Raw genomic sequence first — 17,074 nt, 5'->3', positions numbered from 1 at the left:
TGCGCCGGCGCGGCGGCGGGTCAAAACCCCGCCGCGCCGAAACAAAAACCATCTCAATCAGTTAACAGGCAAATGTGTGGCAGGGCGTCGCGTATGCGACGCGCCCGCCGTTATTTCTTGGCCAGCAGCGCCTTGACGAGCGGTGCGTCGACCTCGCCGGTCGGCTTCATCTTGTTGTCAGTCTGGAAGGCCATGATGGCGTTCTTGGTCTTGCCGCCCATCACGCCGTCGGCGCCGCCGGCGTCATAGCCGTTCTTGTTGAGGATCAGCTGGATGTTCTTCACCGCCTTCTTCATGTCGATACCGGCGGTGGTCTGCGGTGCGCTGTCCTGCCAGGATTCCGGAACGTCGGCCGAGTTGGCGGCCGCGTTGAGYGGCTTGGCCTTCCACAATTCCGTGGCGGCGCGCGCCCGCTCGAGCTGCTCGGGGCGCAATGCGTTGGCGATCTCGTCGCGCTTGGCGGCGGCGTCCTTGTCGCCGGTCTTGGCGACGAGCGCGAACCACTTGTAGGATTCCTCCAGGTTCTGCTTCATGCCGACGCCCTTGGCGGCCAGGATGCCGAGGTTGAACTGGCTGTCCTTGACACCGAGGTCGGCGGCCTCCTGGAACCAGTGCGTGGCCGATTCATTGTCGGTCACGCCGTCCGCCGCCATGGCGAACAGCACCGCCAGATTGTGCATGGCGCTGGCGTTTCCCTGCTCGGCGGCGAGCTGGTAGTAGGTCTTGGCCTTCTTGATGTCGCGCGCGACGCCGATGCCCTTTTCGTAGAAATTGCCGATGCGGTACTCGGCCGGCGCGAAGCCGAGCTCGGCAGACTGCTCATACCATTTCGCGGCCGCCTTCATGTCTTCTTTGACGCCGCGCGATTCCGCATAGCGCGAGCCGATCTCGAATAGCGCCTTGGCGTCGCCGCCGGCGGCCGCGTCGCGCAGCGCCACCGGACCGATTTCCGAAGGAATGTCGAATTTGGCCGCCGCCGTCTGGCTTGCCGCGGGCGGCACGGCGCCTGTCGTGTCGGCGGAGGTGGCGGCCGGCCCGCTGGCCGCGGCGCGTTCGGCTGCCGGACTGGCCGCCACAGGCTCCTTGCCCACCGGCTGCGTGTCGCCATCCGTATCCGTCCCGGTGGCGGGTTCGGATGGCGCCCCGGAAGCCACCGGCGCCGGCGCGGCGGGCGTTGCAAGTGCCACCGGCGCGGGTGCCGGTTCGGCCGGCATGGCAGCAGCACTTTCGGGACTTGCGGGCACGGAGGCGGCTGGTGCCGTGTCTTGGACGGGCTCCGCCTGCCTGACAGGACGGGCAGGCGCGCTTTCGGCCTGTGCCGTCGCGGCATCAATCTTCGGTGCGTCGGACTTCTGCGTGTCGGCTTGCGGCGCGGCCGCGGCGCTGAGCGAAGCCGTATCGACCGCCTGCGGGGAGACGACCGGCGCGGGCTGGTTGTTGGCCGTCTCGACGGGGTCGGCCAGGAAGGCCTTRCCCAGCTGCAGGCCTGCCAGCGCCATCATGATCGCGGCGGCCGCCATGAGGATCGGCTTGCGCCGCGCCTTGAGCAGGTCGCCGATCCTCAGCGCCTTGACCGGGCCGGTCATGGTCGATTGCCGCTTCAGCGTGTCAGCCTCGGCTGCGGCCGCCTGGGCCGCCCGGCGGGCCGCGGCGATGAAATCGGACTTCGCGGCATCGCTCTCGTTGCGCCTGACCGGTTGGCCGCCGCGCTCGTCGCGCACGCGCTTCATGATGGCGTTGAGGTCCGGCGCGCCGGAACCGGGTTCCAAGGGCCGGTTGGCGGCCCTGGGGTCGAGCGGTTCGTCTATGTCGACGCTCGGCACGTCGGCGACCGGCGCAGCGCCGGCAAGCGGCTGCGTGTCAGCCTCCTTCTTACCCTTGAAGGCGCGCGCCAGGCCGCTGAACATGGATTTCCTGCGGCCGGCCGCCTCGCTCTTGCCGCCGATCGCATCCGGTCCGAGCGCCGCCATGGCCGCCGCTGCGGCGGCCTCCGCCGGCGTGCGTGGCGCGCTTGGCTCATCGCGCATGATGGCCGCGGCGCGGCCTTCAAGGCTGGCCATGTCTCTCGTAAGCGGCTGCGGCTGGTCGATATCCATCGAGGGCGCGTCCTGCACCGCGATCTTGCCGCCGCGGCCGCGCTTGCTGGTCGGTTGCGGATCGACCAGCTCGCTGACCGCTTCGCTGGTCTCGCCCGATTCGAGCGAGCCGAGCCGGTCGACGATCTTGAGCAGCGTGTCGTGGATCGCCTCGAATGTCCGCGAGTTGCGCTCGTCGGAGCGACGGGTGAGCGCTTCCAGCGTCTTCAAGTCCTGGGCGAGGCCGGCCACCGCCGTCGCATTGGTCTGCGCCGTGCTGGACGTCGACTCGGCAAGCGATTTCACGGCGCTCTCGGCAGCCTCGCGCGCCACGCTCAGTATGGAATCGCGCGTACCGGCCAGTGACCTCTCGATCTCGCTGAGGCGCGGGCTGATGTCTTCGAATTCGGGCAGCGGCGTGCCGGGCCTGGAAAGATGCGCGGACAGGCCGGCGACCTGCGCTTCGAGGCTCCGGATCAGCGCCGGATCGATGCCCGCGACCTGCTGCGCGGACGATTCCAGCCGGCTGGAAATGTCCTCGAGCCGGCTTTCCAGCCCACGGATCGCCATCTCGTTGGCGGGATCGGGCGTGCGCGTCTCGATGCGCTTGTCCAAAGCGGTGAAGCGGGCGTCGATCGCTTCCATGATGCCGGCGCTCTCGTCCTGGCGCATGCGCTGGTCGAGCCGATTCGCGACTTCGTCCAGCCRCCGCTCGAGATCGCGAAACAGCATATTGCCCTGTTCGATCGCATCGCCCTGGCGGCGCTCGAGCAGCACGGAGAGCGCATCGAAGCGCTGCTCCAGGCCCTGGAAGATCTGGTCGGCGTCGGGCATCGCCGGCGCGYGGTCCATCTTCTCCGTGATCGAAGCGATCTGCTTGCCCAGCCGCTCCATGRCCTGTTCCGGCAGGTCTGCGCGACCGGCCAGCTGGTCCACGCGGCTGGTGAGGAGGTTGAGGTGGTCGAGGACTTCCGCTCCCGGCCGCGACTGCGCGACCTCTTCGATCTGCACCGCCAGGGAGGCCATGCGCTTCTCGATCCGGCCGAAGGTTTCGGGATCGAAGGCATTGGCCTGCGCGRCCACCGTCGAGGCGACGATGGCTCGGGAAATCTCGTCCAGCCGCTCGTCGATCATGGCGAGCGTTTCGCCGCCGCGCGCGGTCTGCTGGCCGGCGAAACGRTCGACCGCGCCGGCAAGCGTGCGCACCTTTTCCTCCAGCGAACGCAGCGAAAGCGATTCCGGCAGGTTGTTGACGGCGTTGCTGATCTGTTCAAGCCGGTCGGTCAGCACCGAAAGACTGGGACCTTCCGCGCGCTTGCGCTGGTCGGCGTCGACGCGGTCCTCGAAAGCGCTCCAGCGGCGGTCGAAATCGTCCCAGCGGCGGTCGACCTTCTGCACGCTTTCCTCGCGCGCCAGCGTGTCCAGCGCGCCCTTCACCTGTTCCAGCTCCAGGCGCAGCAGGTTGACGCTGCGGTCGTCGCTCTTTTCGGCAAGCGACCGGATAGCTCCCGAGAGCCGCTCGAATTCGAGGCCGAGCTCGGCGCTGCTCTTGTCGGGCGTGCCGTTCGCGCCGCGCTGGCTGTTGGCCTGCATGGCGCGGTCGATGTCCTGGCGGAACGCCTCGAATTCGCGCTGCAGGCCGGCGGTCATCTGATGGCGCAGTTCCTCGCGCAGCCCGCGCAGCTCGACGGCGATCTTGCCGACCATGGCGACGCTGTCTTCCTGGCCGCGCACCCGGTCGATGTCACGCGCGATCGCCTGATAGTTCTGCTCGAAGGCGGGCGCGGCGCCGGGCGCCGGATTTTGCGGCGCGCGCGTCTGCGGCCGCTGGTTCTGCGCGCCGGGATACTGCGCTGCCGGGTTTTGCGGCGGCCGGTCCAGAGGTCTTTGCGCGGAGTAGGTGTCTTCGTACCAGCGCGGCTGGCCGTAAGGCTGCGTGCTTGGATAGCGCGGCTCGACCGGCGGCCGCCGCAGGTCGGGGCGATCGGGCATGTCGGCGCGCGTCCGGTCCAGCCGCTGCTCCAGCGTTTCGAGCGAGCGGTTCAGTTCTTCGAGCGAAGCGTGCGGCCGGCGCTGCCTGCCGGCATTGAGTGTATCGAGATAGGACCGCTTGCTGTTCATCGATGCGCCCGTGTTCAGAATGGCCGGCCGGAGGCCGGTTTCCCCAGTAGCCTGCCGGGAACGAAGCGAGCCGAGCGGTTTTGCCGCAGAGGAAGACAAACCTTCCCGGGTTTTCACCCGCGCTTCGAAAACCGTGAAAAATTCGCTACAGGATAAACACGGATGACCGACATGCGCACATTTCGCCCAACGTGGTAAACAAGGCGTTAACCAAGCTTAAGAAGCTGGAACTTTGACGATGGACGAACGCGCGGGGCAGGATTCTCGGCGCCCATGTCGGAAGGGACGCCAGATGTGCATTGTGGTCGGGAACAAGTCCAGGCAAAACAGGAAAGACGGTGAAATCGATACGGACCGCGATGACCACAACAACGCGAAAGTCGCGTTGTGCTTAGCTTTTAGGTAGGTCACACTCTTGTGCCATCGAACGCAAATTGCGATCGGCTTGAGGGTTAACCTGTTATTTTCCGCCGGCGCGCGCGTCTTACCGGTGCATAGGATCGCGGGCGAAACGGGTAGACATACTGCCCGATGAAACCGCTTCCCATATCGTCAGACACACCCAGCGGAACGTCGCAGGGCCCCGGGACGCGGTAAGTTCCGAATATGATATCAATCATCGAAAAAACTGTCGCGTAGTTGGTATTGAAGGCCGCTTTGTCCTTTGCGTGATGCCAGCGGTGCATGGCGGGCGACACGAATATTCGGCCAAGGTGTCCGTATGTCCATGRCAAGTCGGCATGTATGAACGCACCGTAGAAGTGGCGCACAGCGCTGTTGGCGATGATGGCATAGGGCGGCAGGCCAAGCACGGCGATTGCGGCGCCGTCGAGAAAAACGGTGCTGAGCCGATTGATGGGATGAAACCGGAAGATGGCGAGCCACGTCATGGCCGTGTCGCTATGGTGGATCGCATGGGATGGCCAAAGTAGTTCGCTGTGTTCGAGGCGATGCCTCCAATACCCCGCGAAATCACCAACCAATACCCCGACAAGGGCAACCRCCCAAAGCGGCCAGCCGGTCCAGAAATCTCGCCATGGAACCCAGGCGAACAGTCGCTCGATCAGAATCGCCGAAGCCACAAGAATGGGTGCGAACAGGAGCGCTTCGCTAACGAGGATGAGGATCGCGATACGGGCTTCCGAAAGGGTAGCGCGGACATCGCGGAAGATCGCCCGACCTTTGGTCAGTGCGGCTAAAAGCACAAAGAAGGGCAAAGGTTCTACCAAGGATCTTGCCGCGTAGATCAACTGGGCCAAGCTATACGCGAATAGGCTGCTCATAGTGCATCCCCAAATCCTCACCCCGCCCAATTAGGGCAACCCGACGCCGTGTCCGCAAAACGCCGCCCCCGTGAGGTTAGCGACAGGGCTTTCAAGAGAGTGTTAATGGTTGAGCAATGAACGGCACGACTTGGAAACTAAAGGGCTGCTCACATCCGGGTGCGGCATAAAGTTCCGTCTCGACAACGCCCTTGCGTCACCCCGCGGCTGTCGATATAGAATTGACGTAAACGTAAAAGGTGCGAAGCCGTGCCTCTTGCGATTGATTTGTTGCAACCACGATTGGAAGCACGCCCCCGCTTCCATTCCGGCGACGCTTGGTCCGTGACCGCGACGCCATCAGGGGAAAGCCAGTGACCATGAAACTTGTTTCGCCCGGCGAAGCCGCGGCCAATACCAATGACATTCCGGCCGAGGCCGGTGAGGAATTCGTCCGCATCGGCGAGATGGCCAAGAAATACGGCGTGACGCTGCGCACGCTGCGTTTCTACGAAGACAAGGGCCTTCTCAATCCGCATCGCGACGGCTCGACCCGGCTCTACACGCGCCGCGACAAGGCCCGGCTGAAGCTGATCCTGCTCGGTCGCAAAGTCGGATTCTCGCTGCGCGACGTCAAGCAGATGATGGATCTCTACGATCCGACCGGCACCAACACCAAGCAGCTGCGTCTGGCGCTCGACAAGTCCGAGAAGCAGCTCGCCCGCCTGCAGAAGCAGCGCGCGCTGATCGACGACGCCATCGGTGAATTGAGCAATTCGATGTCCATCGTGCGCAAGATGCTCGTCGAGCGCACCGCGGCGCCGCAGGCAAGCGCCGCCGGCTGATTGCCCGCACTCATACCCCGGACGCAGAAAGCCGCGTGGCTATAGCCGCGCGGCTTTTTTGTCGCCACAATGCCTGACGCTCACAAAAATTTTTGGCTGCGACGAAGTTGACGTTTACGCAAACGTCAATATTTGCTATCGCAGCATCGACGTTGGCCCGGCCTCCTGTCCAGGACGTGGACAGGCGACTTGCTGGTCGGGCCGGGACCGTAAGGGCGGAGGAAGGCATGACGATCTACAGGGCGCCGATCCAGGACACGCTGTTCGTGCTCAACGATGTGCTGGGTTATCAGCGCTATTCCAATCTTCCGGGCTTCTCGGACGCCACGCCCGATGTGGTCGAGGCGATCCTCGCCGAAGGCGCCAAGCTTGCCGAGAACGTCATGCATCCGCTGAACCGCGTCGGCGACATGGAAGGCTGCGTGCGCCATGACGACGGCTCGGTGACCACGCCCAAGGGCTTCAAGGACGCCTTCGACCAGTACCGCGAGGGCGGCTGGATGGGGCTGGCGGCGCCCGCCGAGTTCGGCGGCCAGGGTCTGCCTTACACGGTCCACACCGCGGTCTCCGAATATATGGTCTCCGCCAACATGGCGCTGATGATGTATCCGGGCCTGACGCAAGGCGCGATCGCGGCGATCGTCACCCACGGCACGGACGAGCAGAAGGCGACCTGGCTGCCCAGGCTGATCGAGGGCGCCTGGACCGGCACCATGAACCTCACCGAGCCGCACTGCGGCACCGATCTCGGCCTGCTGCGCACCAAGGCCGTTCCCAACGGCGACGGCACCTACAGGATTTCCGGCCAGAAGATCTTCATCTCCGCCGGCGAGCACGACATGTCGGACAACATCGTTCACCTGGTGCTTGCCCGCRCCGAGGGCGCGCCGGAAGGCGTGAAGGGCATCTCGCTGTTCATCGTGCCGAAGTTCAAGCTCGACGCCTCGGGCAATCCCGGTGAGCGCAACACGCTCTCCTGCGGCTCGATCGAGGAGAAGATGGGCATCCACGGCAACTCGACCTGCGTCATGAACTATGACGAGGCCGAGGGCACGTTGCTCGGCGAATTGAACGGCGGCCTGAAGGCCATGTTCACGATGATGAACGAGGCCCGCCTCGGCGTCGGCCTGCAGGGGCTTTCGGTCTCCGAGATCGCCTATCAGAACGCGGTTTCCTACGCCAAGGACCGGCTACAGGGCCGTTCGCTGTCGGGCGCCAAGGCGYCGGACAAGAAGGCCGACCCGATCATCGTCCATCCCGACATCCGCCGCTCGMTGATGACTATGAAGGCGTTCAACGAGGGCGGGCGGGCGCTGGCGCTGTGGACGGCGATCAAGTCCGATGTCGCGCATCGCTCCGGTGACGACAAGGACCGCCAGGCGGCCGACGACTACACCGGCCTTATGACGCCGGTGGTCAAGGGCGTGCTCACCGACAAGGGCTTCGACCACGCGGTGATGGCCCAGCAGGTGTTCGGCGGCCACGGCTATATCGAAGAGCACGGCATGAGCCAGTTCGTGCGCGATGCCCGCATCGCCATGATCTATGAAGGCGCCAACGGCATCCAGGCGCTGGACCTCGTCGGCCGCAAGCTGGCGCAGAATGGCGGCCGCGCCGTGYAGGCCTTCTTCAAGGAAGTCGGCGAGTTCTGCGAGGAAAACCGCGCCGACGAGAAGATGGYGACCTTCACCAAGGCGCTGAAGAAGGGCCTCAACGACCTGCAGGCGGCCACCATGTGGCTGGTGCAGAACGCCATGGCCAAGCCCGACAACGCCGGGGCCRCCTCGACCGACTACATGCATCTCTTCGGTCTTGTGGCGCTGGGCTATATGTGGGCGCAGATGGCGAAATCCGCCCAGGCGAAGCTCGCGGAAGGCGMCAATGGTTCGGCGTCGTTCTACGACACCAAGCTGGTGACGGCGCGTTTCTTCATGGAGCGCATCATGCCCGAAACGGCGACGCGGCTTGCCCGCATTTCCAGTGGCGCGGACACGCTAATGGCGCTGCCGGCGGAAGCGTTCTAGGTTTGGCGGGCCGGCGAAGCCGGCCCACAATTGTCGGAACGCGGAGGAAATCGTGGCGACAAATCCAGCCGAAATTCTTGGCCTGCCGAAGCCCCAGTGGGCGACGGACGAGGTCGGCATGCTCTACGACATGGCGTCCCGCTTCATGGCGGAAGAGATCGCGCCGCGTTACGACGAGTTCGAGAAGAACGAGATCTTCGACCGCGAGAGCTGGCTGAAGGCCGGAGCGGCGGGCCTGCTCTGCGCCTCGATGCCGGAGGAATACGGCGGCTCGGGCGGCACCTTCGCGCATGAGAGCGCCATCATCGAGGCGATCGGCCATGTCGGCGTCGATGGTTTCGGCATCGGCCTGCACAATTCGATCGTAGCACCCTACATCCTCCACTACGGCTCCGAGGAGCAGAAGCGGAAATGGCTGCCCAAGCTCGCGACCGGTGAGCTGATCGGCGCCATCGCCATGACGGAGCCCGGCGCCGGCTCCGACCTGCAGGGCGTCAAGACCCGTGCCGAGAAGGATGGCAACCACTACAAGATCAGCGGCTCGAAGACTTTCATCACCAACGGCCAGCTCGCCAACCTGATCATCGTCGTCACCAAGACCGATCCGGACAAGGGCGCCAAGGGCACCTCGCTGGTCGTCGTCGAGACCGACGAGGTCGAAGGTTTTCAGCGCGGCCGCAACCTCGATAAGATCGGGCTGAAGTCGAACGACACGTCGGAGCTGTTCTTCAACGACGTGCGCGTGCCGACCTCGAACCTGCTCGGCCACGAGGAAGGCAAGGGCTTCGTCCAGCTGATRCAGCAATTGCCGCAGGAGCGCCTGCAGATCGGCACCGGGGCGATCGCCATGATCGAGCGGGCGCTGGCGCTCACCATCGACTACGTCAAGGAGCGCAAGGCCTTCGGCAAGGCGGTCATCGATTTCCAGAACACCCAGTTCAAGCTGGCCGAGCTGAAGACCGAGGCCACGATCGGCCGCGTCTTCTACAATGACTGCGTCGCCCGCCACATCGATGGCGGCCTCGATCCGGTCACCGCCTCGATGGCCAAATACTGGCTCTCCGACCTGCAGGGCAAAGTCGTCGACGAATGCCTTCAACTGCATGGCGGCTATGGCTACATGAACGAATATCCGATCGCCCGCATGTACCGCGACGCCCGCGTCCAGCGCATCTACGGCGGCACCAACGAGATCATGAAATTGCTGATCGGGCGCTCTCTCTGAGCGCGGCGGCCGGCAAACCCACAGGAGCAGAAAATGGCCGAAGCTTACGTCTATGACGCCGTTCGCACGCCGCGCGGCAGGGGCAAGAAGGATGGCGCGCTGCATGAGGTGCCGGCGGTGCGGCTCGCCGCGAAGACGCTCGAGGCGTTGCGCGAACGCAACGGGCTCGACACCGGCACTGTCGACGACATCATCTTCGGTTGCGTCGATCCGGTCGGCGAGGCGGGCGCGGTCATCCCGCGCGCCGCCGCCTTCGAGGCCGGCTACGACACCAAAGCGCCCGGCATGYAGATCTCGCGCTTCTGCGCCTCGGGTCTTGACGCCATCAATTTCGGTGCCGCCAAGATCGCGCAAGGCGCCGACGAGATTGTCATCGCCGGCGGCGTCGAATCCATGTCGCGCGTCGGCATGGGCATGTCGGGCGGCRCCTGGTTCATGGACCCCTCCGTCGGCCTGCCCGGCTGGTTCGTGCCGCAGGGCATTTCGGCCGACCTGATCGCCACCAAATACGGGTTTTCCCGCGACGACGTCGATGCCTATGCGGTCGAAAGCCAGAAGCGCGCCGCCAAGGCTTGGGGCGAGGGTCGCTTCAAGAAGTCGGTGATCCCGATCAAGGACCAGAACGGTCTCACCATTCTCGACCATGACGAGCACATGCGGCCTTCGACTGACATGCAGTCGCTCGCCTCGCTCAATCCATCCTTCGTCATGCCGGGCGAGATGGGCGGCTTCGACGCGGTCGCCGTGCAGAAGCATCCGGAAGTCGAGGAGGTCAACCACGTCCACCATGCCGGCAATTCGTCCGGCATCGTCGACGGCGCCGCCGCTGTGCTGCTGGGCTCCAAGAAGGCCGGCAAGGCGATGGGGCTGAAGCCCCGCGCGCGCATCCGCGCCTTCGCCAACATCGGCTCGGAACCGGTGCTGATGCTGACCGGCCCGGTCGACGTCACCGAGAAGCTTCTGAAGCGCGCCAAGATGAAGCTGTCGGACATCGACCTGTTCGAGCTCAACGAGGCCTTCGCTTCCGTCGTGCTGCGCTACATGCAGGCCTTCGACATTCCGCACGACAAGATCAACGTCAATGGCGGCGCCATCGCCATGGGCCATCCGCTCGGCGCCACCGGCGCGATGATCCTGGGCACGGTGCTGGACGAGCTGGAGCGCCGCGACCTCAACACCGCGCTGGTCACGCTCTGCATCGGCGCCGGCATGGGTACCGCCACCATCATCGAACGCGTCTGAGGGAGAGAGACCATGAGCTACACCAATTTCWCCCTCGAGGTGGACACCGACGGCATCGCGCTGGTCACCTGGGACATGCCGGACCGTTCGATGAACGTCTTCACCGAGGAGGTGATGCGCGAGCTGAACGCCATCGTCGAGAAGGTGACCGCCGATGCCGACGTCAAGGGCGTCGTCATCACCTCGGGCAAGGACTCCTTCTCCGGCGGCGCCGACATCACCATGCTGCAGAAGATGCTGGCGACCTTCGCCGCCGACAAGGAGAAGGATCTCGACAAGGCGACCAGGGCGCTGTTCGAGAATGCCGGTTACATGAYCGGCCTGTTCCGCAAGATCGAAACTTCCGGCAAGCCTTGGGTGTCGGCGATCAACGGCACCTRCATGGGCGGCGCCTTCGAGATGTCGCTCGCCTGCCATGGCCGTGTCGCCGCCGACAGCGACAAGGTGAAGATGGCGCTGCCCGAGGTGAAGATCGGCATCTTCCCCGGCGCCGGCGGCACCCAGCGCGTGCCGCGGCTGACCGATCAGCAGCAGGCGCTGCAGATGCTGACCTCCGGCCAGAACCTGACGCCGCAAAAGGCGAAGGCGATGGGCCTGATCCATGAGATCGCGGAGCCGAAAAAGCTTGTCGAGACCGCCAAGGCGATGATCAAAAACGGCCTGAAGCCGGTGGCGCCTTGGGACGAGAAGGGCTTCAAGCTGCCGGGCGGCCCGATCTATTCGGCCGCCGGCGCCAATCTCTGGCCACCGGCCATCGCCATCCTGCGCCGCGAAACCTACGGCAATTACCCGGCCGCCGCCGCGATCCTGAAGTGCGTCTATGAAGGCCTGCTGGTGCCGTTCGATACCGCGCTCCGGATCGAGCAGCGCTATTTCACCGAGATCATGCAATCGAAGGAAGCGGCGGCGATGATCCGCTCGCTGTTTCTGTCACTGCAGGAGCTGAACAAGGGCGCGCGCCGCCCGGCCGACGTGCCGGAGACCAAGTTCAAGAAGATCGGCATTCTCGGCRCCGGCTTCATGGGCGCCGGCATCGCCTATGTCACGGCAAAAGCTGGCATTCCGGTGGTGCTGCTCGACCGCGACCTGCCATCGGCCGAGAAGGGCAAGGCGCATTCCGACAGCCTGATGGCCGATCAGGTCAAGAAGGGCCGCGCCAAGCCGGAAGACAAGGACAAGCTCCTGTCGCTGATCACCCCGACGGCGGACTATGCCGACCTTGCCGGCTGCGACCTCGTCGTCGAGGCGGTCTTCGAGGATTCGGGCGTGAAGAAGGACGCCACCGWGAAGGCAGACGCGGTGCTGAAGTCGTCGGCGATCTTCGCTTCCAACACCTCGACGATTCCCATCACGGCGCTGGCGAAGAATTCGGCGCGGCCGAGGAACTTCATCGGCATCCACTTCTTCTCACCGGTCGACAAGATGATGYTGGTCGAGATCATCCTCGGCAAGAAGACCGGCGACAAGGCCTTGGCCGTCGCCTTCGACTTCGTGCGCGCCATCAAGAAGACGCCGATCGTCGTCAACGACACGCGCGGCTTCTACGTCAACCGCTGCGTGCTGCGCTACATGTCGGAAGCCTACAAGATGCTGATAGAGGGCGTTCCGGCGCCGATGATCGAGAACGCCGCCAAGGCCGCCGGCATGCCGGTCGGTCCGCTCGCGCTGACCGACGAGACGGCCGTCGACCTTGCCCAGAAGATCATGAAGCAGACCATCAGAGATCTTGGCGACAAGGCGGTCGATCCGAAGCAGATGGCGCTGATCAACACCATGGTCGACACGCATGGCCGCTTCGGCCGCAAGAACGGCAAGGGTTTCTACGACTATCCGGCCAAGCCCGCGAAGAAGAAGCTGTGGCCGGGCCTGAAGGATCTCTATCCGCAGTTGAAGCCCGAAAAGGTCGACTATGAGGAACTGAAGCAGCGCCTGCTGGTCACCATCGCGCTGGAAGCGGCGCGCGTGATGGAAGAGGGCATCGTCACCGATCCGCGCGAGGCCGATGTCGGCTCGATCCTCGCCTTTGGCTTCGCGCCCTTCACCGGCGGCGCCCTGTCCTACATCGACGGCATCGGCGCCAAGCGCTTCGTCAAGATCGCCAAGGGCCTGCAGAAGAAATATGGCGTCGAATTCAAGGCGCCGAAGCTTCTGCTCGATATGGCCGAGAAAGGCGAGACCTTCTACCAGCGCTTCGACCCTTACCAGAAGGGCGAGGTAAAGCAGGCGGCCTGACGAACCAGCATGTATGTCTGGGGGCGAATGGCCCGCACCATGGTCACGGCGTCGAGCCGTGGCCCTTATCGGGTCGGCGAGGAAAGCCGGCTCGCTTTTCGCTGCCTGCCGATCGACATCGATTTCAACCTGCATCTCAACAATGCGCRCTACATGATGCTGGCCGACCTTGGCCGCATCGACATCTTCCTGCGTATCGGGTTGATCGCGCTGGCGCGCAAGAACGGCTGGGCACCGATGATCGGCGGGCTGCAGGTCGCCTACGTGCGTGAGATCAGGCTGTGGCGCCGCTTCGAGGTGGTGTCGTCGATCGAGACTTGGGAAGGCACGTCAGTCATCGGCAGGCACCGTTTCGTCCTCGATAGCCGAGAGACGGCGGCGCTGATCCTGACCACGGGCGGCGTCTATGACCGTGGCGGCCGCCGCTTTCTCGACATCGACGAGGTCGTCGCGGCGCTCGGCCACGCCACCAGTCCACGCCCGCCGACCGAAGCCGAGCGGGCCTTCATGGTGTCGCACCGGAATTTGCGCGAACAGGCCAAAGCGGCCTGATCGCGCCTCGGCTCAGACCGACTTGCCGGAAATCGGCCACTTTATCCGAAAAGATCATCAACTCATCGTCGAAGGCGACGGCCTCCCGCCTGGGATGCTGAGGAACTCAGGAAGAGCCTGCCGAAGGCCTTGGCCGGGATCGGATAGGCGCCGCGTCCGAACGAGGCTCGTGGAGCATTCTTAACGATCCGCCGGCAGCGCCGGTGGACAAGGACCTGACTGCGCGCTAGACAGGCTTGAGGCATTTTTTCCTGTTTGAAGGAGTGCGCGCGTGCTCTCACACGACCGCGTATGGGCCGCAATCGATGCTCTCGCTGAGCGCTATTCGCTATCGGCTTCCGGACTTGCCCGGCGCGCGGGCCTGGATTCGACAGCCTTCAACAAGTCGAAGCGGCTGYCATCCGACGGCCGGCCGCGCTGGCCCTCGACCGAATCGCTGGCCAAGATCATCGAGGCCACCGGCGCTTCGCTGGAGGAATTCACAGGACTGGTCGAAGGACGCGRCGGCGTCTCCGTCGCCCACCAGCGTCGCGCCGTACCGTTGCTTGGCTTCGCCCAGGCGGGCGCGGGGGGGTTCTTCGACGATGCCGGCTATCYGGCGGGGCAGGGCTGGGACCTTGTCGAGCTTCCGGCGCGGGCGACCGAGACGTCCTACGCGCTGCAGGTGCAGGGCGATTCCATGTTGCCGCTCTACCGCAACGGCGATGTGCTGATCGTCGAACCGGGCGCGCCGACGCGCAAGGGCGACCGTGTTGTCGTCAAAACCACCGCCGGCGAGGTGATGGCCAAGGTGCTCGACCGGCAAACGGTGAAATCGATCGTGCTGGTCTCGCTCAACCCCGCCCACCCGGACCGTGACATCCCGACGCGCGATATCGAATGGATGGCGCGCATCGTCTGGGCAAGCCAGTAGGCCGGGACCGGTGCGGCTTCTTCAAACAGTTCTGGCAGTCCTGGCGGTTCCGGTCATGGCGGCGCTTGTCGTTGCCGGCGGACACACGGTCAAGGGCCACGAAAGCGTCGTCACGGTCGATCAGATCGATCCCATCGCCGATGCGCTTCCCACAGGCAACAATACCCTTTCCGCTTCCGGCTCCGATGCAGCGCAAGAACCGGCGACCTCGGCTATTCCCGCGCCCGACGCTCCGCAGCCGCCGATGCCCGCCGTTCATTCGAGAGCCATCGATCCCGATGTCGTGGCGCCGCCGGAGCCGTCGGATCAGGAACTCGAACGGGTGGAGCCGCGCGCGCCGCTCAGCGATCTGGCGCTGGCTGGGCCGCCCAAGCCGCCCAAGTTGAAAATGCCGGACGACTGGAACGGCACTAAGCTGTTCCAGCCGGTCGCCGCCGCCGCCGGGCTGATCGAGGCGAAGGGCTACGCGGTCGCGGTGTCCGGCGTGGATGTCGTCAAGGCCGACGAAACCTGCAGCGACGCGGGTAAGAGCTGGGCCTGCGGGGCGCGCGCCAGGACAGCCTTCCGCGCCTTCCTGCGTGGCCGGGCGGTCGCCTGCACCRTGCCGCCCGAGGGCGGTCGCGACACCATTTCCRCCGAATGCCATATCGGCAATCAGGACATCGGCCAGTGGCTGGTCGAGAACGGCTGGGCGCGCGCCGCGCAGGGTGGTCCCTATGTCGAGGCCGAGAACAAGGCCCGCACCGCCAGGAAGGGCATTTTCGGCCCGGCGCCGAAGCTTGACGGCTTGCCTGCGCTGCCGGCTGCGTCAGGGACGGCGCCGGTGGCGCCGGATTCGATCCTGCCGGCCGATGGCGGCGCCGTCACGCCGCCAACTGACCAGCCAGAGCCCGCTCAATGAGCGCGCGCGTCTCGGCGATGCCGTAAAGCGCCGCGAAGGAGCCGAAGCGCGGTCCGCGCTCCTGGCCGATCAGCACCTGGTAGATCATCTGGAAGAAGGCGACCGACACGCCGGGCCCGCCTTCCGGGCTCTGCTTGGAATGGTCCTGGTAGCGCTCGATCTTGCGCGCCACATTGAGCGCGGCGTTCTGGATTGCCTCGCCGTCCGCGCCTGGCGGCAGAGCGCCGAGCGCCTCGGAAAGCTTCCCCAGCGCCTCGCGCTCCACATCGTCGGCGGCGCGAAAAACCTTGGTCGGCTTCACGAAGTCGTCGAAATAACGGATCGCATAGCCGGTCAGCCGATCGAGTTCCGGATGCGTCTTCGGCGTCACGCYCGGCGCATGCCGCGAAATGAAGCCCCACAGCACCGACTTGTCATGCGCGTTGGACGCGCTGACCAGGTTGAGCAACAGCGCGAACGGCACCGGCAGGTCGATCGCTGGCGGGTTGCCGTCATGCATGTGCCAGACCGGATTGCCGAGGCGCTCCTTCCAGTCCTGGCGCGGATAGGCGCCGAGGAAAGCGTAATACTCGTCCACCGCCTTCGGAATGACGTCGAAATAGAGCTTCTTCGCCTGCCGCGGCCGCTGATACATATAGAGGCCGAGGCTCTCGGTCGGCGCGTAGGTCAGCCATTCGTCGATGGTGAGCCCATTGCCCTTCGACTTCGAGATCTTCTGGCCTTCCTCGTCGAGGAACAGCTCGTAGACGAAATGCTCCGGCGCGCGTCCGCCGAGGATGTTGCAGATACGGTCGTAGATCGCCGCGTTGGTCTGGTGGTCCTTGCCGAACATCTCGAAATCGACGCCGAGCGCCGCCCAGCGCATGCCGAAATCCGGCTTCCACTGCAGCTTCACATGGCCGCCGGTGACCGGCAGCGTCGTCTCGGTGCCTTCGTCGTCGAAGGTGATGGTGCCGGCCTTGGGGTCGACATTGATCATCGGCACGTAGAGCACGCGGCCAGTCCGGGGCGAGATCGGCAGGAACGGGCTGTAGGTCGCCTGGCGCTCCGGCCCGAGCGTCGGCAGCATCACGCCCATGATCTCGTCATAGCGTTCGGCGGCGCGCAGCAGCACCTCGTCGAAACGGCCGGCCTTGTAGTACTGCGTCGCGCTTGCGAACTCGTAGTCGAAGCCGAACGTGTCGAGGAAGCGGCACAGCATCGCGTTGTTGTGGTCGGCGAAGCTCGCATAGTCGCCGCCGAACGGGTTGGGCACCGCCGTCAGCGGCATATGCAAATAGGGCTCGAGCGCGGCGCGGTCCGGCACGTTGTCCGGTATCTTGCGCATGCCGTCCATGTCGTCGGAGAAGCACAGAAGCTTGGTCTTGACCTTGTCTTGCGTCAGCACCCGGAAGGCATGCCGCACCATGGTCGTGCGCRCCACTTCGCCGAAGGTGCCGATATGCGGCAGGCCGGACGGGCCGTAGCCGGTCTCGAACAGCACGGTCTCGGGAAAGTCCTTGCCCTTGTAGCGGGCGATGATCTTCTTGGCTTCCTCGAACGGCCAGGCCTTGCTCTCTGCCGCCGCGGCAAGCATCTCGGGATTGAGATCGATGATGTTTGATCCCGTCATGTCGAAGTTCCAGTCATGGCCGTCTGCGCGGCGGATAAAATCTGTCGACCGGTCTCTAGGCGCGCGAGGC

At 64.9% G+C, this 17,074-nt stretch carries 11 protein-coding genes; 8 read left to right on the top strand and 3 right to left on the bottom strand.

Annotated features, from left to right (window positions below; all coding sequences use genetic code 11):
* Positions 1-110: 110 nt before the first annotated feature.
* A complete protein-coding gene (locus tag LCM4576_RS17590) occupies positions 111-4,196 on the bottom strand; it encodes an SEL1-like repeat protein (RefSeq protein ID WP_071033376.1) in 4,086 nt (1,361 codons plus the stop codon).
* 452 nt (positions 4,197-4,648) lie between these two features.
* Positions 4,649-5,479 carry a sterol desaturase family protein gene (locus tag LCM4576_RS17585; protein ID WP_071033374.1) on the bottom strand — a complete coding sequence of 277 codons (831 nt, stop codon included), beginning with the start codon at positions 5,477-5,479 and terminating at the stop codon, positions 4,649-4,651.
* A 359-nt stretch (positions 5,480-5,838) separates the two neighbouring features.
* Between LCM4576_RS17585 and LCM4576_RS17580 the strand changes: the two genes are divergently transcribed.
* The 8 genes from LCM4576_RS17580 (at position 5,839) to LCM4576_RS17545 (ending at position 15,392) form a co-directional block, all read left to right on the top strand.
* Complete coding sequence (locus tag LCM4576_RS17580; protein WP_116390059.1) at positions 5,839-6,303, top strand: MerR family DNA-binding transcriptional regulator; 465 nt, start codon at positions 5,839-5,841, stop codon at positions 6,301-6,303.
* Between the two features lie 227 nt (positions 6,304-6,530).
* Complete coding sequence (locus LCM4576_RS17575; RefSeq protein WP_071033373.1) at positions 6,531-8,327, top strand: acyl-CoA dehydrogenase; 1,797 nt, start codon at positions 6,531-6,533, stop codon at positions 8,325-8,327.
* A gap of 52 nt (positions 8,328-8,379) precedes the next feature.
* Positions 8,380-9,552, top strand: a complete 1,173-nt coding sequence (locus LCM4576_RS17570) for an acyl-CoA dehydrogenase family protein (protein ID WP_116397952.1) — start codon at positions 8,380-8,382, stop codon at positions 9,550-9,552.
* 33 nt (positions 9,553-9,585) lie between these two features.
* Positions 9,586-10,794 carry an acetyl-CoA C-acetyltransferase gene (locus LCM4576_RS17565; RefSeq protein ID WP_071033371.1) on the top strand — a complete coding sequence of 403 codons (1,209 nt, stop codon included), beginning with the start codon at positions 9,586-9,588 and terminating at the stop codon, positions 10,792-10,794.
* A gap of 12 nt (positions 10,795-10,806) precedes the next feature.
* Positions 10,807-13,026 carry a 3-hydroxyacyl-CoA dehydrogenase NAD-binding domain-containing protein gene (locus LCM4576_RS17560; RefSeq protein WP_071033370.1) on the top strand — a complete coding sequence of 740 codons (2,220 nt, stop codon included), beginning with the start codon at positions 10,807-10,809 and terminating at the stop codon, positions 13,024-13,026.
* 9 nt (positions 13,027-13,035) lie between these two features.
* A complete protein-coding gene (locus tag LCM4576_RS17555) occupies positions 13,036-13,578 on the top strand; it encodes a thioesterase family protein (protein WP_071033369.1) in 543 nt (180 codons plus the stop codon).
* A 271-nt stretch (positions 13,579-13,849) separates the two neighbouring features.
* Positions 13,850-14,491 (top strand): helix-turn-helix transcriptional regulator, encoded by a 642-nt coding sequence (locus LCM4576_RS17550; RefSeq protein ID WP_071033368.1) that lies wholly within the window; start codon positions 13,850-13,852, stop codon positions 14,489-14,491.
* A gap of 10 nt (positions 14,492-14,501) precedes the next feature.
* Positions 14,502-15,392: a thermonuclease family protein gene (locus LCM4576_RS17545; protein WP_407067382.1), complete on the top strand. Its 891-nt coding sequence runs from the start codon at positions 14,502-14,504 to the stop codon at positions 15,390-15,392.
* On the opposite strand, the gene LCM4576_RS17540 is transcribed toward LCM4576_RS17545, so the two are convergent.
* Positions 15,355-17,004, bottom strand: coding sequence for a lysine--tRNA ligase (locus LCM4576_RS17540; protein WP_071033366.1), 1,650 nt, complete (start codon positions 17,002-17,004; stop codon positions 15,355-15,357). The two genes, LCM4576_RS17545 and LCM4576_RS17540, sit on opposite strands and share 38 nt — an antisense overlap.
* Positions 17,005-17,074 lie beyond the last annotated feature (70 nt).

It is taken from the genome of Mesorhizobium sp. LCM 4576 (assembly GCF_001854815.1).
Lineage (GTDB): Bacteria > Pseudomonadota > Alphaproteobacteria > Rhizobiales > Rhizobiaceae > Mesorhizobium > Mesorhizobium plurifarium.
The sequence above is the reverse complement of the archived record's forward strand: the minus strand, read 5'-3'. Positions and strand labels throughout refer to the sequence as shown.